Origin of the sequence: Streptomyces sp. XY006 (genome assembly GCF_002237655.1) — a bacterium.
Taxonomy (GTDB): Bacteria; Actinomycetota; Actinomycetes; order Streptomycetales; family Streptomycetaceae; genus Streptomyces; species Streptomyces levis.
In genome coordinates this window covers 33,207-57,271 of sequence record NZ_NOKT01000034.1, presented here as the reverse complement: position 1 = coordinate 57,271, position 24,065 = coordinate 33,207, and the positions used below count along the sequence as shown (strand labels likewise).

The following is a 24,065-nucleotide window of genomic DNA, read 5'->3' as shown; positions in this document are numbered from 1 at the left end:
CGTCATGGCTCAGCAGGACACCGATCAGCAGCGTGCGGGCGTGCTCCCCGTCGATGACGAGGGGTACGTGATCGACACGGAGGACTGCGAGGAGCGCGAGGCGGCCTGGCGGGAGCGGGGTACCTCGCGGCCGATCACGGTGGTCGGGAACCCGGTGCTGCACAAGGAGTGCCAGGACGTCACCGACTTCGGCGAGGAGCTGCAGCAGCTCGTCGCGGACATGTTCGCCAGCCAGCGCACCGCCGAGGGCGTGGGCCTGGCCGCCAACCAGATCGGCGTCGACGCGAAGGTCTTCGTCTACGACTGCCCGGACGACGAGGGCGTGCGGCACACCGGTGTCGTCTGCAACCCCAAGCTCGTCGAACTGCCCGCCGACAAGCGCCGGCTGGACGACAGCAACGAGGGCTGCCTGTCCGTGCCGACGGCGTACGCGCCGCTCGCCCGGCCCGACTACGCCGAGGTGACCGGGCAGGACGAGAAGGGCAACCCGATCAAGGTGCGCGGCACCGGATACTTCGCTCGGTGTTTGCAGCACGAGACCGACCACCTGTACGGCTACCTGTACATCGACCGGCTCTCCAAGCGCGAGCGCAAGGACGCTCTGCGGCAGATGGCCGAGAACGAGCCCCGCTACCCCGTGGTGGCCAACGACTGACACCTCCCACGCACCAGGCGAACGGCGTCTGTTCGGGTCTCCCGCCCGGAACAGGCGCCGTTCGCCTGTGTCGTTCGTCTGTGCGTCGCACGTTCGATCGCTTCCGCTCTCCTGGTGATCCGGTGTCAGTCACACACCGGGAGGATCCCGGCACTGTGGGGTAGTGAATGAAGCAAATGCGTTCCCAGAACGGTCAGTTGTAGTGCTGAATGGGATGAGCGGGGTATGCAACGGCGCACGCCCGGCACGAAGGGAGGGGCGCCCGCGCCAACTGGCGGCTGAGAGGGGTTAGTTCGTGCATGCTTTGTCACACGGCACCACGTCGACACCGACCACCATCGCAGTTCCACCGTCGCTCTCTCTCCCTGTGATCGAGGCGGCGTTTCCCCGGCAACTCCACCCGTATTGGCCGAAGTGCCAGGAGAAGACGCGCGCGTGGCTGCTCGAAAAGCGGCTCATGCCCGCCGAGAAGGTGAAGGAATATGCCGACGGCCTGTGCTACACGGACCTCATGGCCGGCTACTACATCGGCGCCCCCGACGAGGTGATGCAGGCCATAGCGGACTACAGCGCCTGGTTCTTCGTCTGGGACGACCGCCACGACCGCGACATCGTGCACGGGCGCCCGCTCGCCTGGCGGACGCTGCGGGACCGGTTGCACGCCGCCCTCGACTCCCCCGGGGAGCACCTGCACCACGAGGACCCACTGGTCGCCGGGTTCGCCGACAGTGTGCTGCGGCTGTACGGGTTCCTGCCGCAGACGTGGAACCTCCGGTTCGCCCGGCACTTCCACGCCGTGATCGAGGCCTACGACCGGGAGTTCCACAATCGCACGCACGGCATCGTGCCGACGGTCGAGGAATACCTCCGGCTGCGCCGGCTCACCTTCGCGCACTGGATATGGACGGACCTGCTGGAGCCGGCCGCGGGGTGTGAACTCCCCGAGGCCGTGAGAAAGCACCCGGCCTATCGGCGGGCGGCCCTGCTGAGCCAGGAATTCGCCGCCTGGTACAACGACCTCTGCTCGCTGCCGAAGGAGATAGCGGGCGACGAGGTGCACAATCTCGGAATCAGTCTCATCACCCATGAAGGGCTGACGCTGGAAGAGGCGGTCGTGGAAGTGCGCCGCCGGGTCGAGGAATGCATCACCGAATTTCTCGACGTCGAGCAGAAGGCCTTGCGATTCGCCGACGGTCTCGACGACGGCACTGTACGCGGAAAGGAACTGAGAGCCGCCGTGCGCCTCTGCCTGAGCGATATGCGGAACTGGTTCAGTTCCGTCTACTGGTTCCATCACGAGTCCGGCCGGTACATGGTCGACAGCTGGGACGACCGGTCCACGCCCCCGTACGTCAACAACGAAGCGGCAGGTGAGAAATGACCGTCGAGTCTGTGAAGCCCGAAGCACCCCTGGCTCCGGAACTGCGTGAACCGCCCCGGGCCGGGGGCGGCGTCCCCGTGCTCGGCCACGGCTGGAAGCTGGTGCGCGACCCGCTGGCGTTCATGTCCCGGCTGCGCGACCACGGCGACGTGGTCCGTCTGAAGCTGGGCCCGAAGACGGTCTACGCCGTCACCACCCCGGCCCTCACCGGCGCGCTGGCCCTGAGCAGCGACTTCATCATCGCCGGGCCGCTGTGGGAGTCCCTGGAGGGGCTGCTCGGCAAGGAGGGCGTGGCCACGGCGAACGGCCCGCGCCACCGCCGCCAGCGGCGCACCATCCAGCCGGCCTTCCGGCTCGACGCCATCCCCGCGTACGGGCCGATCATGGAGGAGGAGGCGCACGCGCTCACCGAGCGCTGGCAGCCCGGCGAGACCGTCGACTGCACCTCGGAGTCCTTCCGGGTGGCCGTGCGCATCGCGGCCCGCTGCCTGCTGCGCGGCGACTTCATGGACGAGCGGGCGGAGCGGCTGTGCGTCGCCCTGGCCACCGTGTTCCGAGGGATGTACCGGCGGATGGTGGTCCCGCTCGGGCCTCTGTACAACCTTCCGCTCCCGGCCAACCGCGAATTCAACCGGGCCCTGGCCGATTTGCATCTCCTGGTCGACGAGATCGTCGCCGAGCGCCGCGCAAGCGGTCAAAAGCCGGACGATTTGCTGACGGCATTGCTGGAGGCGAAGGACGAGAATGGCGACCCCATCGGGGAACAGGAGATCCATGATCAGGTCGTCGCGATCCTGACCCCGGGCAGCGAAACCGTGGCATCCACGATCATGTGGCTGTTGCATATGCTCGCGGAGCACCCCGAACACGCCGACCGGGTGCGCGACGAAGTGCAAGCGGTCACGGGTGGGAGGCCGGTGGCATTCGCCGACGTCCGAGAGCTCAGGCACACCAACAATGTGGTGGTCGAGTCCATGCGTTTGAGTCCGGCGGTGTGGATTCTGACGCGCCGGGCGGTACGCGACACGGAACTCGGCGGATACCGCATTCCGGCCGGGGCGGACATCGTATACAGCCCGTACGCGATCCAGCGCGATGCGAAGTCCTACGAGCGGAACCTGGAGTTCGACCCGGACCGCTGGCTGCCGGAGCGGGTCAAGGCGATCCCGAAGCACGCCATGAGCCCGTTCAGCACGGGCAACCGCAAGTGCCCCAGCGACCACTTCTCGATGGCCCAGCTGACGCTGATCACGGCGGCGCTGGCCACGAAGTACCGCTTCGAGCAGGTGTCCGGGTCGAACGACAGCACGCGGGTCGGCATCACGCTGCGGCCGCACGACCTGCGGGTCCGACCGGTGGCGAGGTGAGAACCGCCGGCCTCAGGCCGCCTCGGGGCCCTTGAACGTGCGCCGGTAGGCGTTCGGCGTGGTGCCGACCGCCCGGACGAAGTGGTGGCGCAGCGCGGCCGCGTTGCCGAACCCCGTCCGGCCGGCGATCGCGTCCATCGTCTCGTCCGTCGCCTCCAGCAGCCGCTGGGCCAGCAGCACCCGCTGGCCCAGCACCCAGCGGTAGGGAGTCGTGCCCGTCTCCTGCTGGAAGCGGCGGGCGAACGTGCGCGGGGACATGTGGGCGCGGGCGGCGAGCTGCTCGACGGTCACCTCCTCGTCGAGGTGGCGTTCCATCCACGCCAGCACCTCGCCGATCGTGTCGGCCTCGGAGTGTGGCAGCGGGCGCTCGATGTACTGCGCCTGGCCGCCGTCGCGGTGCGGCGGCACCACCATCCGGCGGGCGATCTTGTTGGCGACCTCGGAGCCCTGCTCCTTGCGGACCAGGTGCAGGCAGGCGTCGATGCCGGCGGCGGTGCCCGCGGAGGTGATCACCGGGTCCTCGTCGACGTAGAGCACGTCCGGCTCGACGGCCACGCGCGGGTACCGGCGGGCGAGGTCGTCGGCGTGCTTCCAGTGCACGGCGCAGCGCCGCCCGTCCAGCAGCCCGGCCGCGGCCAGCACATAGGCGCCGGAGCAGACGCTGAGCACCCGGGCGCCGCGGTCGACACCGCGGCGCAGGGCGTCCAGCAGCTCGGGCGGGAAGTCCCGGGTCGAGAAGCTGCGCCCGGCCGGCACGGCGATCAGGTCGGCCGTCTCCAGGCGCTCCAGGCCGTGGTCCACCCGCAGCGACAAGCCCGAGTTCATGCGCAGCGACGGGCCCTCGGCCGAGGCGACGGCGAAGTCGTACACCGGCAGGCCGTCGTCACTGCGGTCGGTGCCGAAGACCTCGCACACCACGCCGAGTTCGAAGGGGTTCACGCCGTCGAGGAGGGCGACGGCCACGTTCTGCAGCATGTCCCCAGTGTGCCTCGCCGATGGCAGTAATTCGAGGGTCTACGGCAGTACTGCCACTGACGGTAAGGACCATTCGGCGCGACAGTGGTGTCCATGAACACGAACCAGACACAGACACTCATCGCCATGGTCTTCGTACTCGGGACGCTGGTCCTCCTGGTCCTCCCGTCCGTGCTCGGCCTCGTGCGCGACCGGCGCATCGACCGGCAGATCCGGGAGGCCCAGGAGGCCCGTGAGGACGCCGCGGCTCAGAAGTCCTCGTCCAGGTCGACGGTGCCCTCCACCGCCACCTGGTACGCGGAGGGCCGCCGCTCGAAGAAGTTGGTCAGCTCCTGAACCCCCTGGAGCTCCATGAAGGAGAAGGGGTTCTCGGAGCCGTACACCGGAGCGAAGCCCAGGCGGGTCAGCCGCTGGTCGGCGACGCACTCCAGGTACTGCCGCATCGACTCGGTGTTCATGCCCGGGAGGCCGTCACCGCACAGGTCGCGCGCGAACTGCAGCTCGGCCTCGACGGCCTCGCGGAGCATGTCCGTCACCTCCTGCCGGAGCCGGTCGTCGAACAGCTCCGGCTCCTCCTTGCGGACGGTGTCGACCACGTCGAACGCGAACGACATGTGCATGGTCTCGTCCCGGAACACCCAGTTGGTGCCGGTGGCCAGGCCGTGCAGCAGCCCCCGGCTGCGGAACCAGTACACGTAGGCGAAGGCGCCGTAGAAGAACAGGCCCTCGATGCAGGCCGCGAAGCAGATGAGGTTGAGCAGGAAGCGGCGCCGGTCGGCCTGTGACTCCAGCCGGTCCAGCTTCTCGACCGAGTCCATCCACCGGAAGCAGAACTCCGCCTTCTCCCGGATGGACGGGATGTTCTCCACCGCCGCGAAGGCCGCCGCGCGGTCCTCCGGGTCGGGGAGATAGGTGTCGAGCAGCGTCAGATAGAACTGGACGTGCACGGCCTCCTCGAAGAGCTGCCGCGACAGATACAGGCGCGCTTCAGGGGAGTTGATGTGCTTGTACAGCGTCAGCACCAGGTTGTTCGCGACGATCGAGTCGCCCGTCGCGAAGAACGCCACCAGCCGGCCGATGAGGTGCTGCTCCGCGGGGGAGAGCTTGGCGAGGTCGGCGACGTCCGAGTGGAGGTCGACCTCCTCCACGGTCCAGGTGTTCTTGATGGCGTCCCGGTAGCGCTCGTAGAAGTCCGGGTAGCGCATGGGGCGCAGGGTGAGCTCGAAGCCGGGGTCGAGAAGGTTCTGGGTGCTCATTACTGGCAGGCCTCGCAGGACTCGGGGTTTTCCAGGGAGCAGGCGACCGCCTCGGGGTCGGGGGTGGCCTGCACGGGGACGGCGGCGCGGGCGGCGCGGGCGATACGGGTCGCCGGGCGCGAGCGCAGGTAGTAGGTGGTCTTCAGCCCGGACTTCCAGGCGTAGGCGTACATCGAGGAGAGCTTTCCGATGGTCGGCGTCTCCAGGAAGAGGTTCAGGGACTGGGACTGGTCCAGGAACGGGGTCCTGGCCGCCGCCATGTCGATCAGGCCGCGCTGCGGGATCTCCCAGGCCGTGCGGTAGAGGGCACGCACGTCCTCGGGGATCCAGGCGAAGCCCTGCACCGAGCCGTTGGCCTCGCGCAGGGCCTCACGGCTGCGGGCGTCCCACACGCCGAGCCGCTTGAGCTCGTCCACCAGGTAGGAGTTGACCTGGAGGAACTCACCCGACAGCGTCTCGCGCTTGAACAGGTTGGACACCTGCGGCTCGATGCACTCGTACACGCCCGCGATGGAGGCGATCGTGGCCGTGGGCGCGATGGCGAGGAGCAGGGAGTTGCGCATGCCGGTCGTGGCGATCCGCTCGCGCAGGGCGGCCCAGCGCTCGGGCCAGGTCAGGTCCACGTCGTAGTGGTCGGGGTGCAGCACGCCCCGGGCCGCACGGGTCTTCTCCCAGGCCGGCAGCGGGCCGCTCCGCTCGGCGAGGTCGGCGGAGGCCTCGTAGGCGGCGAGCATGATGCGCTCGGCGATACGGGTGGACAGGGCCTTCGCCTCGGGCGAGTCGAAGGGCAGGCGCAGCTGGAAGAAGACGTCCTGGAGGCCCATCGCGCCGAGGCCGACCGGACGCCAGCGGGCGTTGGAGCGGCCCGCCTGCTCGGTCGGGTAGAAGTTGATGTCGACGACCCGGTCGAGGAACGTCACGGCCGTGCGGACGGTCTCGTCCAGGCGCTCCCAGTCGATGTCCCCGCCGGTCACGAACGCGCCGAGGTTGACCGAGCCGAGGTTGCAGACCGCCGTCTCCCCGTCGCTGGTCACCTCCAGGATCTCGGTGCAGAGGTTGGAGGAGTGCACGACGTGGCCCGGCTCGGCCGTCTGGTTGGCGGTGCGGTTGGCGGCGTCCTTGAAGGTCATCCAGCCGTTGCCGGTCTGCGCGAGGGTGCGCATCATGCGGCCGTACAGTTCGCGCGCGGGCAGCGTCTTCCGTGCCAGGCCCTTCGCCTCGGCCGCCCGGTACGCGGCGTCGAACTCCTCGCCCCACAGGTCGACCAGCTCGGGCACGTCCGCGGGGGAGAACAGCGACCACTGCGCGTCGGCGTTCACGCGGCGCATGAACTCGTCCGGGACCCAGTGCGCGAGGTTCAGGTTGTGCGTGCGCCGGGCGTCCTCGCCGGTGTTGTCGCGCAGTTCCAGGAACTCCTCGATGTCGGCGTGCCAGGTCTCCAGGTAGACCGCTGCGGCGCCCTTGCGGCGACCGCCCTGGTTCACGGCGGCGACCGAGGCGTCGAGGGTCTTCAGGAACGGGACGATGCCGTTGGAGTGGCCGTTCGTGCCGCGGATCAGCGAACCCCGGGCGCGGATGCGGGAGTAGGCGATGCCGATGCCGCCGGCGTGCTTCGACAGGCGGGCGACCTGGTGGTAGCGGTCGTAGATGGAGTCCAGCTCGTCCTGGGGGGAGTCCAGGAGGTAGCAGGACGACATCTGGGGGTGCCGGGTGCCGGAGTTGAAGAGCGTGGGGGAGGAGGGGAGGTAGTCGAGACGGCTCATCAGCCGGTAGAGCGCCGCGACTTCGTCCACGGCCCGCGCGGTGTCGTCCTCGGCGAGGCCGCTCGCCACGCGCAGCATGAAGTGCTGGGGCGTCTCGACCACCTTGCGGGTGATCGGGTGCCGGAGCAGGTAGCGGCTGTGCAGCGTGCGCAGGCCGAAGTAGCCGAAGCGGTCGTCGGCGGCGGTGTCGATCAGGGCGTCGAGCCGGGCCGCGTGCCGCCGGACGAAGTCGGCGGTCCGGTCGGCGATGAGCCCTTCGCGGTGGCCCACGGCGACCGACTCCGTGAAGGAGGTGACGCCCTGGGAGGCGGCCTCGGCGCGGATGCCGATGGTCAGCAGCCGGGCGGCCAGCCGGGAGTAGGCGGGGTCCTCGGAGATGAGACCGGCGGCCGCCTCGGTCGCCAGCTCGCGCAACTCCGTCTCGTCCGCCCGCGCGGACCGGCCGCGCAGCGCGGCGGCGGCGACCCTGCCCGGGTCGGCGTCGGGGAGGTCGGCGGTCAGCTCGGTCAGGGTCCGCAACAGCGCGGCACCGGGAGCGTCGTGCGCGTCCTCGGCGGATGAGACCGGATCGGCTGGCGCGATGGTCACGTGGGGCTCTCCCTCGCTCGGCACGGGGCCTCGCCGAGGGCAGGGGCAGCACACGAGCGCACGCGGCGCCGCGTCCACCGGCCCATTCCACGAGGCCCGGACGTCAGGCACACCGGCCGGGTGGCCGGGTGCACTGTCGGCAGGTCCTCGGACTGACGCTTGCGCACGGAACATGCACAAGTACACCGTTGCGGGACAGTTCCGGATTCGCACCGGATTCCCCTGCGGCGACAGCGAGCATGAGCATACATCTTGTGCCGGGTTCGGATGCCACCCCCAGATGTTGTGTCGCGCTGGTTTCGGAGTGTCAACTGTCAGATGAGGAGAGTGATCTCCCGCAGGGCGCCGCACCGGTTCCGGAGACGGTCTCCGGAACCCGCCGCCACCGGTTGCGGGGGCTGCCCAGAGTGCTTCCATGGAGGTAGGTGCCGCACCCACCAGGTCCTCCGTACCGGAACATCGCGCTCGGAGGGAGGTGGCACCATGACGAGGGTCGTCCGCCGTACCCCCGGCAAGGAGCGTCCGCGCAACGCCCCGATGGCGACGCTGGACGCGCGTCGGATGGCGGGGCGGATCCGCCGTACCGGCGTCGGCTGCTGGCACAGTCTGACCATCCGGCTGGAGGCCCGCCGCGGCTCCACCCGCCCCAAGAAGTGGCGCAGATGGTTCCCTACACCAACCTCGTCCGGGCCGTCTGGGCGGTGGGCGCGCTCGTGGTCTTCGGCTGGATCGGGGCCGGCGTGCACATGCTGGCGGTCACCGGGGAGACCCCGGTCGAGAGATGGCAGAAGGACCCGGGCGTCGAGGCCCTGGTGCGGTTCATCGGTCCGGTCCTCACCGCCTCGGTCGCCGCCGCGCTCTTCCTGTTCTGGTGGTACAGCTGGAACAAGCGGCGGTACCTGGCGAAGGCGCGCAAGAACCCCCACGGACTCGTGCTCACCGCCGGACAGGACCCCATTCAGATCGTGGGCCGCGAGGAGCTCGCCCAGGTCATCGCCCAACGGCTGCGGCAGCGCACGACCCGCCGGCCCTATCTGCTCGTGGGCGGTGTCGGCACGGGAAAGACCGCGGTCCTGGTACGGCTCACCGAACTCCTGGCCAAGGAGCGCGCGGTGCCCGTGCCGATCCGGCTGCGGGACGCCGACGGCGAAACCGACCTGAACTTCGAGCGCATGGCCAAGCGGCGTTTCGTCGAGGAGGCGCCCCAGGGCATCCTGTCGCGCACCAAGATCGACCGGGTGTGGCAGCAACTGCTCGCCGACGACAAGCTGGTCGTGCTCGCCGACGGCCTCGAAGAGGCGCTGCTCGACGGCAGCTTGCAGCAGAACCGGGACAACATCATCCGCCGTGCCATCGAGCGCGCCCACGAGGAGCGGCTCCCGGTGGTCATCGCCTCCCGGCCGCACACCCCGCTGGACACCACGCCCGCCGCGATCGTGGAGCTGGAACCGCTCAGCGAGGAGGAGGCGTTGCGCTTCGTCAAGGACTCCGTGCCGGAGACGGACGAGCGCCGCGTGGACTGGATCGTGGAGACGGCGGAGGTGACCGAGTCGCCCGTCTATCTGCAGATCGCCCGTGAACTGCACCAGCACGGAGCCCTGGAGCGCGACCGGCCGACCGACGACCCGAAACGCCTGAACACCCGCAGCCGGGACCGCAGCACCCTCAGGCTGTGGCTGCTGGACACCTGGTCCCGCTCCCTGGAGGAGGGCCGGCTGCGCGAGAACGTCGCCCTGACGCCGCAGGAGCGCCGGGACACCCTCGCGGTGGTCTCCGCCCTGGCCTGCGTCGGGCTGCTGCAGGACAAACTGGAAGTGGACTTCGCCGAGCTGCTCGGCGAGGACGTCCACCCCAGCCGGGCGCGGAACGCGCGAATCCGGGCAGGGCATCTGTGGACCAGGGCGCGGGCACCCGACCGGTACGGCGAGCGGGGGGACGCCTTCACCGAGTGGCACCGGGAACGGATCTGGACCGCGCTGTGCGCCGCGCTCGGCGACGAGGAGAGCAAGCGGCTGCACAAGGGGAACATGACCCAGTCGCACGCCGTGCTCGCCCGGCTGGTGGGCAACGCGGACAAGCTGGGGCTGCTGGAGGGCTTCGAGAAGAGGGCGCGCTTCCCGCACAGCATCCTGCAGGCCTACTTCGGCTTCCGGCTGCTGAGCGGGCTGGAGGAGGCCGACGCGTACGAGCTGATCGGACAGGCGCTGCAGCCGCCCGGACCCGGGCGTGAGCTCCTCGTGGCCCTGGTGCTGATGTCCCGTCGCCGGTCCGCGGACCGTTCCGCCCGGGACGGCATGAACCGGTTCGGACTCCCGGTGGGCAGGGAGGAGTTGCTGCGACGGGTCCCCGTGCTCGGGCGCGCCCCCTCCGAGAGGCTCTGCGCGGCCGCTCGGCAGCGACCGGACGACCCGAAGACCCTCGATCTGTACGCGGCCGCCCTGGAGGTCGAGAGCGTGGAGGCCGACGCCGGACGGCTGAGCGGCATCATCGAGCGGGTGTCGGACGACTGGCCCCGCATCAAGGGGGACCAGAGCTCACTGGAGGACGCGAAGCTGAGGCTGCTCAGGCAGCTGGGCGCGGCGCTGGAGGGGGCCTCGAAGAAGATCGACACCACGCCCATGTACGAGCAGCTCCTCCGGGTGGGCATAGCGGAGCCCTCGTACTCCATACGTCTGGCCGCCGCTCAGGAATTCGGCAACGGCGGCAACGAGGCGTTCGCCGTGATCCGCAAGTGGGTCGGTCTCAACAGCGACCCCATAGGGGAGTACAACGCCAAGGTCCGCGAGATGAAGGCCGAGCGGACGCGGGAGTTCGAGGCGTGGACCGTGCGCATGGGCCGGGCCAGATCCGTCCGTGCGCGAGAAGCGTCCGACGCGTCCGTCGCCCGGTTGCAGGCCGAGCGGGAGGAGTTCAACCGGCAGTACGAGAGGCACCGCGTCGAGCTGCTGCGGGAGTTCGTGATGCGCGCCTGGATGCTGCCCATGCTGCTGGGGTCGGTCGACGACTCCCATCGCGGAGAGGCCGAGGAGCGCCTCACCAAGTGGCTGCGCCACCTCGACCCGGCCCACACGGGCGGCAGCCCCGACCTGCCGCTCGCCCTTGAGGCGGCGCTGGCCCAGGGCTTCAAGTACGCGGCCAACCGGCGCCGGCGTCATCCGCACACGGACCCCGGACGGCGGGTCGATCTGATCCGGCAGGCGGAGACCGTCCTGCAGCAGTCCCGTTGCTGGTACGCGCAGCTCAGCCTGTTGCAGGCGCTGTGTCTGTGGCGGCTCCCGGACCGGGCGGGCCGGCACGAGGGGGACGGCTTCCTCACGGCCCGGCAGAACGGGAATCACGACCGTTCGCATGAGCCGGTCCCGACGATCGGCGGCGCCACGGCGGTGCAGACCGTGCAGCGCTGGCTGGCCATGGCCGGCACGGTGAACCGGCCGCCCGGAGCGAACGGCAGCTCGCCGCGGCGGCTGCTGCACCCGTTCGTCGCCGAGGCGGGCGACCTGGTGGCCCTCGCCCTGGAGACCGGGCAGCCCGAGCGTTTCCTGTGGATCGACGAGAAGGGTGTGGCCGACAACATCGGATCCCGCGCCATCGACTCCGGCGGATACCGCAAGCACAACCTGTGGATCCCGCCGTCGGTCGGCTGGAGCACCCTCGACGGACGGGCCCAGCGTCTCGTCGCGGACGTGCTCGTGCTGCTGAACCTCATCGAACGGGACGGAAAGCCCGGCGAGGTGGAGGAGCGGATGATCCGTTCGGAGCAGTCCGGCAGGCCGCTGCCGCCGTGCCTGCGCGAGAACCGTGAGCCGCTGCAGCCCGGCGCGCGGGTCGGTACGGCCGCGCCGCCCGCACCCGGCACCACCTGCCTGCCGGACTGCAAGTTCCAGCTCTGCCCGTACCCGCCCAGGGGTGTGCCCCGGGGAGAGATCCGGGAGCCGTTCTGCCGCCAGCAGCAGGCCCTGCTGCCCGGGCGCCTGCGCCGCTGGTTCCCCCGGCTGCTGCGCCGCAAGACGCCACCCTGGGTGAGCATGCGCGTCCGGGAACTGGACCGCTTCTGGGACGAGATGGCCACCCGCACCCGCGACTAGCGCCGCGCCGGGGACGCCGACGGGCCGCCGGATGCCTCTCCGACGGCCCGTCCGGTGCCCGGCTCAGTGCACGGCCCGTCCGGTGTCCGGCTCATGCACGGCCAGTCCGGTGCCCGGCTCAGTGCGAGGTGCCCGCCGTGGCCGGCGGAAGCTCCACCTGCACCCCGGGGTCGCCCGCGTCGGCCGTGTAGTCCTCCGGCTTGGTCTCGTCGATGCCGTCGGGGGCCTTCACGGCCTTGAGGACGAACGTCAGGACCACCGTCACCACCACGTTCAGCACGAACGCCGTGAGGCCGATGTAGCCGATCTCGCCGATGCCGGGGATCTCCTTGGAGGAGCCGCCGAAGTGCTTCTGCGTGGGCGAGGCGACGCCGTACGCGGCGACCGTGCCGTAGACCATGCCGACCGCCCAGCCGGCGAGCAGCGCCCAGCGGTGGAACCAGCGGGTGAACAGGCCGCCCACCAGGGCCGGGAAGGTCTGCAGGATCCAGATGCCGCCCAGCAGCTGGAAGTTGATGGCGACCGTCTTGTCCATGGTGAGGACGAAGACCAGCGCGCCCACCTTCACCAGCAGGGACACCAGCTTGGAGACCTTGGTCTCCTGCGCGGGCGTGGCATCCGGCTTGATGAAGTCCTTGTAGATGTTGCGCGTGAAGAGGTTCGCGGCAGCGATGGACATGATGGCCGCCGGCACCAGCGCGCCGATGCCGATCGCCGCGAACGCCACACCCGCGAACCAGTCCGGGAACATCGTCTCGAACAGCTGCGGGATCGCCAGCTGGCCGTTCTGCACCTTGATGCCGGCCGCGATCGCCATGAAGCCGAGCAGGGCGAGCAGGCCCAGCATCAGCGAGTACAGCGGCAGGATCGTGGTGTTGCGGCGGATCACCTCACGGCTCTTGGAGGACAGCGTCGCCGTGATCGAGTGCGGGTACATGAACAACGCCAGGGCGGAGCCCAACGCCAGCGTGGCGTAGGTCCACTGGCCCGCCTCCGGCGGTGTCAGCGCACCGCGCGGCGCGCCCGTCGCCGGGTTGGTCTGGCTGAACGCGTCGCCCGCCTTGGCGAAGATGTCGTCGAAGCCGCCCAGTTTGATCGGGATGTAGATGATCGCCACCGCGATGACGATGTAGATCAGCGTGTCCTTCACGAACGCGATGAGCGCGGGCGCCCGCAGACCCGACGAGTAGGTGTAGGCGGCCAGCACGCCGAAGGCGATCAGCAGCGGCAGGTCCTTGATGAACCAGTTGGTGTTCTCGCCGCCGCCGACGCCCATCACGTCCAGCACGGCCTGGATGCCGACCAGTTGCAGCGCGATGTAGGGCATCGTCGCCAGGATGCCGGTCAGCGCCACCGCAAGGGACAGGCCCTTGGAGCCGAAACGGCCGCGCACGAAGTCGGAGGTCGTCACGTAGCCGTGCTTGTGGGAGACCGACCACAGGCGCGGCAGGAACGTGAAGATCAGCGGGTAGACCAGGATCGTGTAGGGCACCGCGAAGAAGCCCGCGGCGCCCGCCGCGTAGATCGCCGCCGGCACGGCCACGAAGGTGTACGCCGTGTACAGGTCGCCGCCGAGCAGGAACCAGGTGATCCAGGTGCCGAACGAGCGGCCGCCCAGGCCCCATTCGTCCAGGCTGTGCTCGTTCTCGGCCTTGCGCCAGCGCGCGGCGAGGAAGCCCATGACCGTGACGGCCAGGAAGAAGAAGATGAAGACGGCGAGTGCGACGCCGTTCACGCCGTCCTTCACTCCGACGCACCGCCCTTCGCGGCCGAGCGGGCGCGCTGGTCACGCTGCCACAGCTTGAAAGCGATCATCGTCAGTGCCGTGGAGATCAGCACCCACGCCATCTGGTACCAGTAGAAGAACGGGATGCCGATGAAGGCCGGGTCGGTCTTCGCGTACGAGCCGACCCACAGCATGGCGATGAAGGGCGCTATGAGACAGACGGCGATGACGACGCGCATCGGCGTCACCACCGGTCCTCTGCTGACTTGTGGGGGTTGCGACATCAGGCGGCTCCGTCCCCTCGAGTGATCACCTGGGCAATGCGCAGGCAATCTAGGTCAGGGTGCGGCGGCAGCGGAACCCCTCGTCCGCAATGCGGTACCCAAAAGAAACCGGAGTCCCGTCGCGGGCCGGTCAGTCCTGGGGGCGCTTCAGGCGGGCCACGAACTTGTACCGGTCGCCCCGGTAGACCGACCGCACCCACTCCACCGGCTGGCCGTCGCGGTCCAGCGAGTGCCGGGAGAGCATCAGCATCGGCAGACCGACGTCCGTGCCGAGCAGGCCGGCCTCGCGCGGGGTGGCCAGGGACGTCTCGATGGTCTCCTCGGCCTCGGCGAGATGGACGTCGTAGACCTCGGCGAGCGCGGTGTAGAGGGACGTGTACTTCACCAGGGACCGGCGCAGGGCGGGGAAGCGCTTCGCGCTGAGGTGGGTGGTCTCGATGGCCATGGGCTCGCCGTTGGCCATGCGCAGGCGCTCGATGCGCAGCACGCGCCCGCCCGGCGTGATGTCGAGCAGCCCGGCGAGCCGGTCGTCGGCGGTGATGTAGCCGATGTCCAGCAGCTGCGAGGTCGGCTCCAGGCCCTGGGCGCGCATGTCCTCGGTGTAGGAGGTCAGTTGCAGGGCCTGCGAGACCTTCGGCTTGGCGACGAAGGTGCCCTTGCCCTGGATGCGTTCCAGCCGGCCCTCGACGACGAGTTCCTGCAGCGCCTGGCGCACGGTCGTGCGGGAGGTGTCGAACTCCGCCGCGAGGGTGCGCTCGGGCGGGACGGGCGTGCCGGGCGCCTGGGTCTCCGTCATGTCGAGCAGGTGCTTCTTCAGGCGGTAGTACTTGGGCACACGTGCGGTACGGACGGGCACCCCGTTCTCGTTCTCCGCACTGCTGACGTCGGTGCTCATGCTCCGCCTTCCCGGCTCGGTCCGCCGAACGATCTCACTTGTATACCGTCGGCGCCTTGTTTGGTCTAGTCCACCATGACAAGTGGTCTACCTGAAGTATGGCCTGTGCAAGCGGGTTTTCGCTGGCTTCTTACTTAAAGGTTCCTGCATATGTAGGTCGCATAACGGCTGGTCAGAGCCTTCTCGCGAGCCTTGACAGGCTGGTTGGCCTGGGCCAAGCTCCCCGTACTGGTCTACACCAATGGTCCAGGCCCGGCCCCACGTTCACTGCGGGGAGCCAGGGGGGTTGTGGGATCCCTGAGGAGGGTGGCGTGAAGCGCAAGCTGACAGCCGCGATCGGTATCGCGGGCATGATGGTCTCCATCGCGGCGTGCGGCGGCGAGGGCGACGGGGGCGCGGACAAGGGCGGCGCGGACGCCAAGGAGCTGACCGTCTGGCTCACCGTCGACGCCCAGAACAACTGGCCGGAGCTGGTGAAGGCCGCCGACGACGCGGTGAAGAAGAAGCACCCGGGCCTGAAGATCAACCACGAGTACTACGGCTGGCCGGACAAGAACGCCAAGCTCGACGCCGTCCTGGCCACGGACAAGGCCCCCGACGTGGTCGAGATGGGCAACACCGAGATGCTCGGCTACATGGTCAAGGGCGCCTTCGCCCCCCTCGACCAGGGCAAGTTCGACAACGCGGACGCCTGGCTGGACGGCCTGAAGGCCTCGGTGACCTACGAGGGCAAGACCTACGGCGTCCCCTACTACGCCGGCGGCCGCGTCGCCAACTGGCGCAAGGACGTCGCCGCCTCGGTCGGCGTGAAGACGGCTCCGAAGACGTACAAGGAGCTGACCGACGCCCTGGACAAGATCCAGAAGAAGCAGGGCGACAAGTTCAACGCCTGGTACCAGCCCACCCGCGACTGGTACGCGGCCATGTCCTTCGTCTACGACGCCGGCGGCGCCATCGCCACCGAGTCGGGCGGCCAGTGGAAGGCCTCGCTCTCCTCGCCCGAGTCCCTCAAGGGCCTGAACGAGTTCAAGAACGTCGTCGACAAGTACATGCACGGCGACAAGACCAAGGACGAGTCCGACCGCTACATCGTCTACGGCCAGGGCAAGTCCGCCATGATCTTCGCGGCCGCCTGGGAGGGCGCCACCGCCGAGGACCCGAAGAACGACAAGACCGGCAAGCTCAAGGGCAACCTCGAGAACTTCGTGATGCCCGGCCCGTCCGGCAAGAACATGCCCGTCTTCCTGGGCGGCTCCGACCTCGCCGTGCCGGTGAAGTCCGACGCGCAGGACCTGGCCGCCGAGTGGATCAACGCGTTCGCCGGCTCCTCCGGGCAGAAGGGCCTGATGGCCAAGGGCAACCTGCCCAACAACAAGACGGACCTCGCGACGCTCAAGAACGACCCGAAGACGGCCGTGCCCGCCACCGCGGCCGAGGCCAACTGGTTCGTCCCGATGGCACCCGGCTGGGGCCAGGTCGAGAAGGCGCAGATCCTGCAGACCATGCTGCAGAGCATCGGCACCGGCAAGAAGTCCGTCGAGGCCGCCGCCAAGGAGGCGGACGCCGCGATCGACAAGGTCATCAACACCAAGTGACACACGGGCGGGGCTCCCTCACGGGAGCCCCGCCGTCGTCAGGACCTGAGGGACCGCCAAGGAGCGCGCGATGAGTGCCGCAGACATCACCACCCCCGCCAAGGTGCCGCCACCGCGGCCGGTACCTGTGCCGCCCCCCGCCGGGCGGCGGCCCCGCGGGCGGCGCACCTCGGGCGGTGCCGCCGTCCCCTGGCTGCTGCTCGCCCCCTGCCTGCTGATCCTGGCCCTGGTCATGGGCTATCCGCTGGCCCGACTGGTCACCCTGTCGTTCCAGAAGTTCGGGCAGTCCCAGCTGTGGGGCTTCCAGCCGGCCGAGACCGTCGGCTTCGACAACTTCGCCAAGGTGCTCGGCGACGGCGAGTTCTGGGCCGTCGTGCTGCGCACCGTGATCTTCGCGGGCGGCGCCGTCGTCCTCACCATGGTCATCGGCATGGCGCTCGCGCTGCTGCTCCAGCGCGTCTCGGGCTGGCTGAAGATGCTGATCAACATCGTGCTGGTGGCCAGCTGGGGCATGCCCGTGATCGTGGCGACCACGGTCTTCAAGTGGCTCTTCGACTCGGACTACGGCGTCTTCAACGCCCTGCTGAGCAAGCTGCCCGGCGTCGACATGATCGGCCACAACTGGTTCGCGAGCGGCCCCGAGGGCCTGGCCGTGATCATGCTGCTGGTGGTGTGGGGAGCCGTGCCGTTCGTGGTCATCACGCTCAGCGCGGGCCTCACCCAGGTGCCGAAGGAGCTGGAGGAGGCGGCCCGCCTGGACGGCGCCGGCTCCTGGGGCGTCTTCCGCTACGTCACCCTGCCCGTCCTCAAGCCGATCATCGTGATGCTCACGACCCTGTCGGTCATCTGGGACATGGGCGTCTTCCCGCAGGTGTTCGTCATGCGCAACGGCCACCCCGAGCCGGAGTTCCAGGTCCTCAACACCTACTCCTACGACCGTGCCTTCGTGGTCAACGACTACGCCCAGGGCTCGGCCATCGCGCTGATCACCGTCCTGCTGCTGCTCGGCGTGGTCGCCGTCTACATGCGGCAGATGCTGAAGATCGGAGAGGTCGAATGAGCAGCACCCTGACGGGCCGCCGGGCGCCGAAGCTGTGGTGGAACGTCCTCGGTCTCCTCGTCTTCGTCACCGCCGGCTTCCCGCTGTACTGGATGCTCAACACGGCGTTCAAGCCGGCCAAGGACGCCATCGACCCCGACCCGAGCCTGCTGCCCACCGGCCTGACCTTCGACAACTTCGGCCGGGCGCTGGACATCGCCGACTTCTGGGGCCCGGTCGGCCGCAGCATGGTGGTGTCGCTGGCCGTGGTCGTCATCGGCATGGTGGTCGGGCTGCTGGCCGCGCTCGCCATCTCCCGGTTCGCCTTCCGGGGTCGCAAGATCGTGATCGTGGGCATCCTCGCGGTGCAGATGGTGCCGCTGGTCGCCATGATCATCCCGGTCTTCCTGCTCCTGAACGACCTCGGCCAGTACGACCGCCTCACCGGCCTCATCATCACCTACCTCACCTTCGTCCTGCCCTTCACGGTCTGGACGCTGCGCGGCTTCATCGTCAACATCCCGAAGGAACTGGAGGAGGCGGCCATGGTCGACGGCTGCTCCCGCACCAGCGCCTTCCTGCGGGTGGTCTTCCCGCTCCTGGCCCCGGGCATGGTCGCCACCTCGGTCTACGCCTTCATCCAGGCCTGGAACGAGTACCTCTACGCCCTGATGCTCCTCAGCCAGAAGAACCAGACCGCGACCGTCTGGCTCGGCAACTTCACCACCAAGCACGGCACCGAATACGCCCCGATGATGGCCGGAGCCACGATGATGGCCGTGCCGATCGTCGCCCTCTTCCTCCTCGTCCAGCGCAAGATGGCCGCGGGCCTGACCGCGGGCGCCGTGAAGGGATGACCTCACCCGATGACGACACTCGCCAGCGGCACCGACACGCTCACCCGCGACGCCCTGACCGTCCTGCAGCCCGGCTTCACCGGCACCACCGCTCCCGACTGGCTGCTGCGCCGGCTCGGTGAGGGCCTCGCCTCCGTCGGGCTCTTCGGCCGCAACATCGCCTCACCGGACCAACTGGCCGCCCTCACCGCCCAGCTGCGGGCCGAGCGCGACGACGTCCTCGTCGCGATCGACGAGGAGGGCGGCGACGTGACCCGCCTGGAGGTGCGCAACGGCTCCTCCTTCCCCGGCAACCGCGCCCTCGGCGCGGTCGACGACGTGGAGCTGACCCAGCAGGTCGCCCACGAACTGGGCCGCCGCCTCGCCGCCTGCGGCGTCAACCTCAACTGGGCCCCCTCCGCCGACGTCAACTCCGACCCGCGCAACCCGGTCATCGGCGTGCGCTCCTTCGGCGCCGACACCGCCCTGGCCGCCCGGCACACCGCCGCCTACGTCACCGGCCTGCAGTCCGCCGGCGTCGCCGCCTGCACCAAGCACTTCCCGGGCCACGGCGACACGGCCATCGACTCCCACCACGCCCTGCCGCGCATCGACGTCTCCGCCGAGGTGCTGGCCGAGCGCGAACTGGCCCCCTTCCGCGCCGCCATCGCCGCCGGCACCCGGGCCGTCATGAGCGCCCACATCCTGGTCCCGGCGCTCGACCCCGACCACCCGGCCACCCTCTCCCGCCGCATCCTGACCGGCCTGCTGCGCGGCGAACTCGGCTACGACGGCCTGATCGTCACCGACGGCATGGAGATGCGCGCCATCGCCGGCACCTACGGCATCGAACGCGGCAGCGTCCTCGCCGTCGCCGCCGGAGCCGACGCGATCTGCGTGGGCGGCGGCCTGTCCGACGACGCCACCGTGCTCCGCCTGCGGGACGCCCTGGTCGGAGCCGTCCGCTCCGGCGAACTTCCCGAGGCACGCCTCGCCGAGGCCGCCGACCGCGTCCGGTCCCTGGCCCGCTGGACCGGCACGGCCGGCCCGTCTGCCGAGGAGGGCCACGGCAGCGCGATCGGCCTGCGCGCCGCCCGCCGCGCCCTGACGGTGACCCCCGCTCCCGGCCTCGGCAGCCCCGAGGCCTTCGAGCCCCTCACCGAACCCCCCTACGTCGCCGCCCTCGCCCCCGTCGCCAACATCGCCGTCGGCGACGAGACCCCCTGGGGCGTCGCCGCCGAGCTGATCCACCTCCTGCCCGGCACGGTGACCGGCAGCTTCTCCGCCGGCGACGGCACGCAGAGCGAGTCCGGGCGGGATGCCGGCCGGGCGGCCCTGCAGGCGGCCGGTCCGCGCCGCATCGTCGCCGTCGTCCGCGACGAGCACCGCCATCCCTGGATGGCCGACGCCCTCGACACCCTGCTGGCCGCCCGCCCAGACACGATCGTCGTCGAGATGGGCGTCCCGCAGGCCGCCCCGCGCGGTGCCCTGCACATCGCCACCCACGGCGCCGCCCGCGTCTGCGGTCGCGCCGCGGCCGAGGTGATCGCCGGAGCGGTGGGCCGCTGAGTCCTTCCTCCGAGCCCTCCTCTGAACCCGTCCTCCGAGTCCCTCCCCGATGAACGTGGTTGTGAGCCTGCGACCGAATGTAGTACTTCTTATACATGAGCGAGCAGGTGCACAACAGGTTGGCGATGGCGCGTGCCGAACGGAAGGTGTCGCGCCAGAGCCTGGCCGAGGCAGTGGGAGCCCACTACCAGACCATCGGCTACATCGAGCGGGGGCAGTACAACCCGAGCCTCGACCTGGCGCTGAAGATCTCGAAGTTCTTCGGACTGCCGGTCGAGGCGCTGTTCTCCCTCGAACCGTTCCGGCCGCTCACGGACGAGGTCTACGGGAGGAACCAGCCATGACGACGACACGCCTGACCCGCTACGACCGGACCATGCTGCGGCTGATGAACGACCGCCGCGGAGCGGCCTGGTACGCCACGGCGGCCCGTCGCCGGCTGGCCGTCACCGCCCATGTCGCGCTCACGCTGGCCATCGGCGGCCTGATGACCCACCTGTTCCTCGCCGAGGACGAACCGCTGTGGACCATCGCCGTGATGGCGGTGCTGCTGCTCCCCTGGATGGTCGCGACCGGCGTGATCAACGGCGCCACCCGGGGCCTGCTGGAGCTGCGCGCCCACGTCCTGGACGAGCGGCAGTCCGCCGAACGCAGCCGCGTCCTGGCCCGGGCCCACCGCGTGACGACCCTGCTACTGGCCGCCGCTGCCGCCACCCTGCTGGTCACGGGCGGCATCGCCGGCGACGCCCCCAAGGCCTACGCGGCCCCCTTGCTCATCGCCGTCCTCGTCACCCACTGGGTGATGCCCCTGTGGGTGGCCGGCTGGCTGGCCCAGGACGAACCGGCCGACGACGACATCTGACGACCCGGGCTGGGGCCTGTCGTCTGGATCGGGTCGCAGGAAAGTGACGGTGCTGTTCCGTGCCGGACCACGCGTCTGGGGCGCGATTCAAACGACAGGCCCTAGATCCCCTGCCAGTCCGGCTTGTTGGCGTACGTGTGCCGGAAGTAGTCCGCCAGCTTCAGCTTCGACGCGGCGGCCTCGTCGACGACGACGGTCGCGTGCGGGTGGAGCTGGAGCGCGGACGCCGGGCACACCGCCGCGACCGGTCCCTCCACCGTCGCCGCCACCGCGTCCGCCTTGCCCTCGCCGGTGGCGAGCAGCACCAGGTGCCGCGCCTCCAGGATGGTGCCGATGCCCTGCGTGATCACGTGGTGCGGCACCTGGTCGATGTCACCGTCGAAGAACCGGGCGTTGTCGATCCGGGTCTGCTCGGTCAGCGTCTTGATCCGGGTCCGCGAGGCCAGCGACGAGCACGGCTCGTTGAAGCCTATGTGCCCGTCGGTCCCGATCCCGAGCAGCTGGAGGTCCACACCGCCGGCCTCCGCGAGGGCCCTGTCGTACGCCTCGCACGCCCCCTGCACGTCCTGCGCCGTGCCGTCCGGGCCCGTGAACTGGTCCATCCCGATCCCGAGCGGCTCCAGCACCTCCCGCCGCAGCACCGACCGGTACGACTCCGGATGGTCGGCGGGCAGCCCCACGTACTCGTCGAGCTGGGCGATCCGCGCCCGCCCGGCGTCCACGGCACCGGAACGCACCTTGGCCGCCAGCGCCTCGTACACCGGCAGCGGCGTCGAGCCCGTGGCCACGCCGAGCAGGGCGTCGGGCTTGCGTCGGAGCAGCTGAGCCATGGCCTCGGCGATGAGCTCGCCACCCGCCTTGGCGTCCGGAACGATGACAACTTCCACGCTGGGCCTGCCGATCTGAGGAGGATGCTCGACTGGGACTGCGACTGGGACTGGAGGACCCGGGAGGGCCGTGTGGTTTAGACCAATCTAACAGAGCGAGGGCGTCCCTCCCAGGGTGCGGGGCGCCGCGCCGACCTGCTGCACGGACCGCCGCTCCGATCTGCTGCATGGACCGCTCGCCATGGTCGACAACGTCTCCCCGGTCATCGCCATGGTGACCGACGGCAAGGGCGGTGAAGCGCCCCAGCCCGTACTGGACCGGCTGCGCGGCCGCGGCGCCGACCTCGTCGTCATCGGCCCCGAGCACCAGGTCGAGCAGGCCTCGGCCGGCTTCGTCCCGCCCACCCAGGGCGTCACCGAGGAGGTCCAGCCCGCCCCGGAGATCATCCCGCTGCGGCTCCTGGCCTACGAGGTCACCATCGCCCGCGGCCAGGAGCCGGACGCACCGCGCGCGCCGGCGAAGGTGACCGAGACCCGGTGAGTGGGTGAGGGAGGGGGTGCAGGGGAGTTAGGTGGTGCAGGGGAGGTAGGGGGCGGGCGCGGACCGTGCACTGCGAGGCGGGCTCGGCCGGGCTAGGTCAGCGAGCCCCCTGTCACATCCACCCAGCTCCCCGTCACCCACCGGCCTCCGTCCGAGACCAGGAACGCCACCACGTCGGCGACCTCGGCGGGCTCGCCCACTCCGCCCAGCGCCGATATCGCCGCGGCCTTCGCCCAGCCGTCTTCGCTGCCGTGCAGCAGCTCGGCCGTGTTGTCCGTGTCGATGATGCCCGGCGCCACCGAGTTCACCGTGATGCCCCGTGCCCCCAGCACCTTGGACAGGTCACGGGAGAGCACGTCCAGCGCGCCCTTCGTCATCGCGTACGCCACGTTGTCCGGCATCACCGCCGTGCGGGCCAGCCCGGATGAGATGTTGACGACCCGGCCGCCGTCCCGCAGGCGCGCCATGCCGTGCTTGAGGATGAAGAACGGCGCCTTCACGTTCACCGCGAAGGCCTCGTCGAACTCCCGCTCCTCCAGCTGCGCGATGGGGCGCGTGTTGCCGATGGCCGCGTTGTTCACCAGGATGTCGAGCCCGTCCGCGTGCCGGTCGAACTCCTCCCACAGCGCCTCGGCGTCGCCGGGCACGCCCAGTTCGACACCGACAGCGAATGCCGAGCCGCCCGCCGCCTCGATCGCGGCGACCGTCTCCTTCGCCGCGGCCTCGTTCCTCCCGTAGTGCACGGCGACGCGTGCGCCGTCCCTTCCCAGCCGCTCGGCGATTCCCCGGCCGATGCCTCGGCTCGCCCCCGTGACCAGTGCCGTCCTGCCTGTGAGCACGCCCATGACGGCGCCCCCCTTCGCATTTCTCTAGCGGTCGCTACAAAAATGACCGTACAACAGCCCGCCGACATTTCTCTAGTGCCCGCTATAAAATGCACCCCATGGTGAACGACGACGGAACCGCCAAGACCCGGGCCAAGGCCGCACCAAGGCCCCGCGGGCGCCCTCGCTCCTTCGACCGCGAGACGGCCCTGGAGAAGGCGCTCCTGGCCTTCTGGGAGCACGGCTACGAGGCCACGTCCGTCTCCGACCTCACCCGCGTCATGGACATCGGCGCCCCCAGCCTCTACGCGGCCTTCGGGGACAAGCGGTCCCTCTTCGACGAGGTCGTGCGCGTGTACGGCACGCGCTACGGCTCGTTCACCGAGCGCGCCCTGGCCGAGGAGCCCACCGCCCGGGACGCCGTTGCCCGCACGCTGCGCGAGGCCGCCACCGCTTACACGGAGCCGGGTCACCCGCACGGCTGCCTCGTCGTGCACGCCGCCGCGAACTGCTCCACCCCCGAGGTCGAGCAGTCGTTGCGGGACCGCCGCAACGCCAACATCGCCGCCTTCGAGCAGCGGATCAAAGCCGATGTCGCCGCCGGCGTGCTCCCAGCGGACACCGACGCCGCCGCGCTGGCCCGGCACACCGGCGCGATGATCCAGGGCATGTCACAACAGGCACGCGACGGGGCGAGCCGGGAGGAACTGGAGGCCGTCGCGGAAATTGCCCTGTCCATCTGGCCCCGCACAGGAACCCACACGGGTTAGGCTGCGTGATGGACGCCCGTGCGTCCGACGGGTCGCGGAATTAACAACAACGAACAGCCTCCCACGCATGGACACCCCGAGTGGTCTAGTCCACAATGCGTGATGAGAGCGCGTGCACCACGCGCACCAGACCTCCGTCCTCCCCGCACAGGAGGACGGACCGAGGAACCGAGGCTCTCTGCCCTGACTGCCCCGGCTCCTCATCCTTCGGCCGACCGGGACCGCAC

Annotated in this window: 20 protein-coding genes, 1 pseudogene and 1 riboswitch; of the genes and pseudogenes, 13 read left to right on the top strand and 8 right to left on the bottom strand. The window is 69.9% G+C overall.

Annotated elements, in window-relative coordinates; genetic code table 11:
- The first annotated feature begins 4 nt into the window (after positions 1–4).
- From def to CHR28_RS31510, 3 genes are all read left to right on the top strand, one after another.
- Positions 5–655, top strand: a complete 651-nt coding sequence (gene def / locus CHR28_RS31520) for a peptide deformylase (RefSeq protein WP_094057130.1) — start codon at positions 5–7, stop codon at positions 653–655.
- Positions 656–950: 295 nt separating this feature from the next.
- Positions 951–2,036, top strand: a complete 1,086-nt coding sequence (gene cyc1, locus CHR28_RS31515) for an epi-isozizaene synthase (protein ID WP_094057129.1) — start codon at positions 951–953, stop codon at positions 2,034–2,036.
- Complete coding sequence (locus CHR28_RS31510) at positions 2,033–3,403, top strand: bifunctional albaflavenone monooxygenase/terpene synthase (RefSeq protein WP_094057128.1); 1,371 nt, start codon at positions 2,033–2,035, stop codon at positions 3,401–3,403. Before cyc1 ends, CHR28_RS31510 begins: the two co-directional genes overlap by 4 nt.
- A gap of 12 nt (positions 3,404–3,415) precedes the next feature.
- On the opposite strand, the gene CHR28_RS31505 is transcribed toward CHR28_RS31510, so the two are convergent.
- Complete coding sequence (locus tag CHR28_RS31505) at positions 3,416–4,378, bottom strand: GlxA family transcriptional regulator (protein ID WP_094057127.1); 963 nt, start codon at positions 4,376–4,378, stop codon at positions 3,416–3,418.
- A 93-nt stretch (positions 4,379–4,471) separates the two neighbouring features.
- Here CHR28_RS31505 and CHR28_RS31500 point away from each other — a divergent pair, with 93 nt between their 5' ends.
- Positions 4,472–4,714, top strand: a complete 243-nt coding sequence (locus tag CHR28_RS31500) for a hypothetical protein (RefSeq protein WP_179272617.1) — start codon at positions 4,472–4,474, stop codon at positions 4,712–4,714.
- Here CHR28_RS31500 and CHR28_RS31495 read toward each other — a convergent pair.
- Positions 4,627–5,634 carry a ribonucleotide-diphosphate reductase subunit beta gene (locus CHR28_RS31495; protein ID WP_094057125.1) on the bottom strand — a complete coding sequence of 336 codons (1,008 nt, stop codon included), beginning with the start codon at positions 5,632–5,634 and terminating at the stop codon, positions 4,627–4,629. The genes CHR28_RS31500 and CHR28_RS31495 overlap by 88 nt on opposite strands.
- Positions 5,634–7,985 (bottom strand): ribonucleoside-diphosphate reductase subunit alpha, encoded by a 2,352-nt coding sequence (locus tag CHR28_RS31490; RefSeq protein WP_094057124.1) that lies wholly within the window; start codon positions 7,983–7,985, stop codon positions 5,634–5,636. Before CHR28_RS31490 ends, CHR28_RS31495 begins: the two co-directional genes overlap by 1 nt.
- Positions 7,986–8,106: 121 nt before the next feature.
- A riboswitch (cobalamin riboswitch) is annotated at positions 8,107–8,232 on the bottom strand.
- 415 nt (positions 8,233–8,647) lie between these two features.
- Here CHR28_RS31490 and CHR28_RS31485 point away from each other — a divergent pair.
- A complete protein-coding gene (locus CHR28_RS31485) occupies positions 8,648–12,070 on the top strand; it encodes an ATP-binding protein (RefSeq protein WP_256984511.1) in 3,423 nt (1,140 codons plus the stop codon).
- 118 nt (positions 12,071–12,188) lie between these two features.
- Here CHR28_RS31485 and mctP read toward each other — a convergent pair whose 3' ends face one another.
- From mctP to CHR28_RS31470, 3 genes are all read right to left on the bottom strand, one after another.
- Positions 12,189–13,817: a monocarboxylate uptake permease MctP gene (mctP, locus tag CHR28_RS31480; protein WP_094057123.1), complete on the bottom strand. Its 1,629-nt coding sequence runs from the start codon at positions 13,815–13,817 to the stop codon at positions 12,189–12,191.
- Positions 13,814–14,080, bottom strand: a complete 267-nt coding sequence (locus tag CHR28_RS31475; RefSeq protein ID WP_094057122.1) for a DUF3311 domain-containing protein — start codon at positions 14,078–14,080, stop codon at positions 13,814–13,816. Before CHR28_RS31475 ends, mctP begins: the two co-directional genes overlap by 4 nt.
- A gap of 130 nt (positions 14,081–14,210) precedes the next feature.
- Positions 14,211–14,975, bottom strand: a complete 765-nt coding sequence (locus tag CHR28_RS31470) for a GntR family transcriptional regulator (protein WP_094057121.1) — start codon at positions 14,973–14,975, stop codon at positions 14,211–14,213.
- 311 nt (positions 14,976–15,286) lie between these two features.
- Here CHR28_RS31470 and CHR28_RS31465 point away from each other — a divergent pair, with 311 nt between their 5' ends.
- The 6 genes from CHR28_RS31465 to CHR28_RS31440 all read left to right on the top strand — a co-directional run bounded on the left by CHR28_RS31465 (position 15,287) and on the right by CHR28_RS31440 (position 20,876).
- The gene (locus CHR28_RS31465) at positions 15,287–16,570 is read left to right on the top strand and encodes an extracellular solute-binding protein (RefSeq protein ID WP_094057120.1); all 1,284 of its coding nucleotides are present in this window, start codon (positions 15,287–15,289) and stop codon (positions 16,568–16,570) included.
- A 70-nt stretch (positions 16,571–16,640) separates the two neighbouring features.
- Positions 16,641–17,630, top strand: a complete 990-nt coding sequence (locus CHR28_RS31460; protein ID WP_094057119.1) for a carbohydrate ABC transporter permease — start codon at positions 16,641–16,643, stop codon at positions 17,628–17,630.
- The gene (locus tag CHR28_RS31455; protein ID WP_094057118.1) at positions 17,627–18,466 is read left to right on the top strand and encodes a carbohydrate ABC transporter permease; all 840 of its coding nucleotides are present in this window, start codon (positions 17,627–17,629) and stop codon (positions 18,464–18,466) included. Before CHR28_RS31460 ends, CHR28_RS31455 begins: the two co-directional genes overlap by 4 nt.
- Positions 18,467–18,475: 9 nt before the next feature.
- A complete protein-coding gene (locus CHR28_RS31450; RefSeq protein WP_094057117.1) occupies positions 18,476–20,014 on the top strand; it encodes a glycoside hydrolase family 3 protein in 1,539 nt (512 codons plus the stop codon).
- 95 nt (positions 20,015–20,109) lie between these two features.
- Complete coding sequence (locus tag CHR28_RS31445; protein ID WP_094057116.1) at positions 20,110–20,358, top strand: helix-turn-helix transcriptional regulator; 249 nt, start codon at positions 20,110–20,112, stop codon at positions 20,356–20,358.
- Complete coding sequence (locus CHR28_RS31440; RefSeq protein WP_094057115.1) at positions 20,355–20,876, top strand: hypothetical protein; 522 nt, start codon at positions 20,355–20,357, stop codon at positions 20,874–20,876. The genes CHR28_RS31445 and CHR28_RS31440 overlap by 4 nt, the downstream gene beginning before the upstream one ends.
- Before the next feature lie 101 nt (positions 20,877–20,977).
- Here CHR28_RS31440 and nagB read toward each other — a convergent pair whose 3' ends face one another.
- Positions 20,978–21,763, bottom strand: a complete 786-nt coding sequence (gene nagB / locus CHR28_RS31435; RefSeq protein ID WP_094057114.1) for a glucosamine-6-phosphate deaminase — start codon at positions 21,761–21,763, stop codon at positions 20,978–20,980.
- Between the two features lie 154 nt (positions 21,764–21,917).
- Here nagB and CHR28_RS31430 point away from each other — a divergent pair.
- A pseudogene (locus CHR28_RS31430) lies at positions 21,918–22,244 on the top strand (SIS domain-containing protein); the annotation flags it as partial.
- Between the two features lie 92 nt (positions 22,245–22,336).
- Here the strand turns inward: CHR28_RS31430 and CHR28_RS31425 are convergent.
- Entirely contained in the window at positions 22,337–23,089 is a 753-nt protein-coding gene (locus CHR28_RS31425) for an SDR family oxidoreductase (protein WP_094057113.1), read from the bottom strand.
- Between the two features lie 98 nt (positions 23,090–23,187).
- Here CHR28_RS31425 and CHR28_RS31420 point away from each other — a divergent pair, with 98 nt between their 5' ends.
- A complete protein-coding gene (locus CHR28_RS31420) occupies positions 23,188–23,838 on the top strand; it encodes a TetR/AcrR family transcriptional regulator (protein WP_094057112.1) in 651 nt (216 codons plus the stop codon).
- The last annotated feature ends 227 nt before the right edge of the window (positions 23,839–24,065 follow it).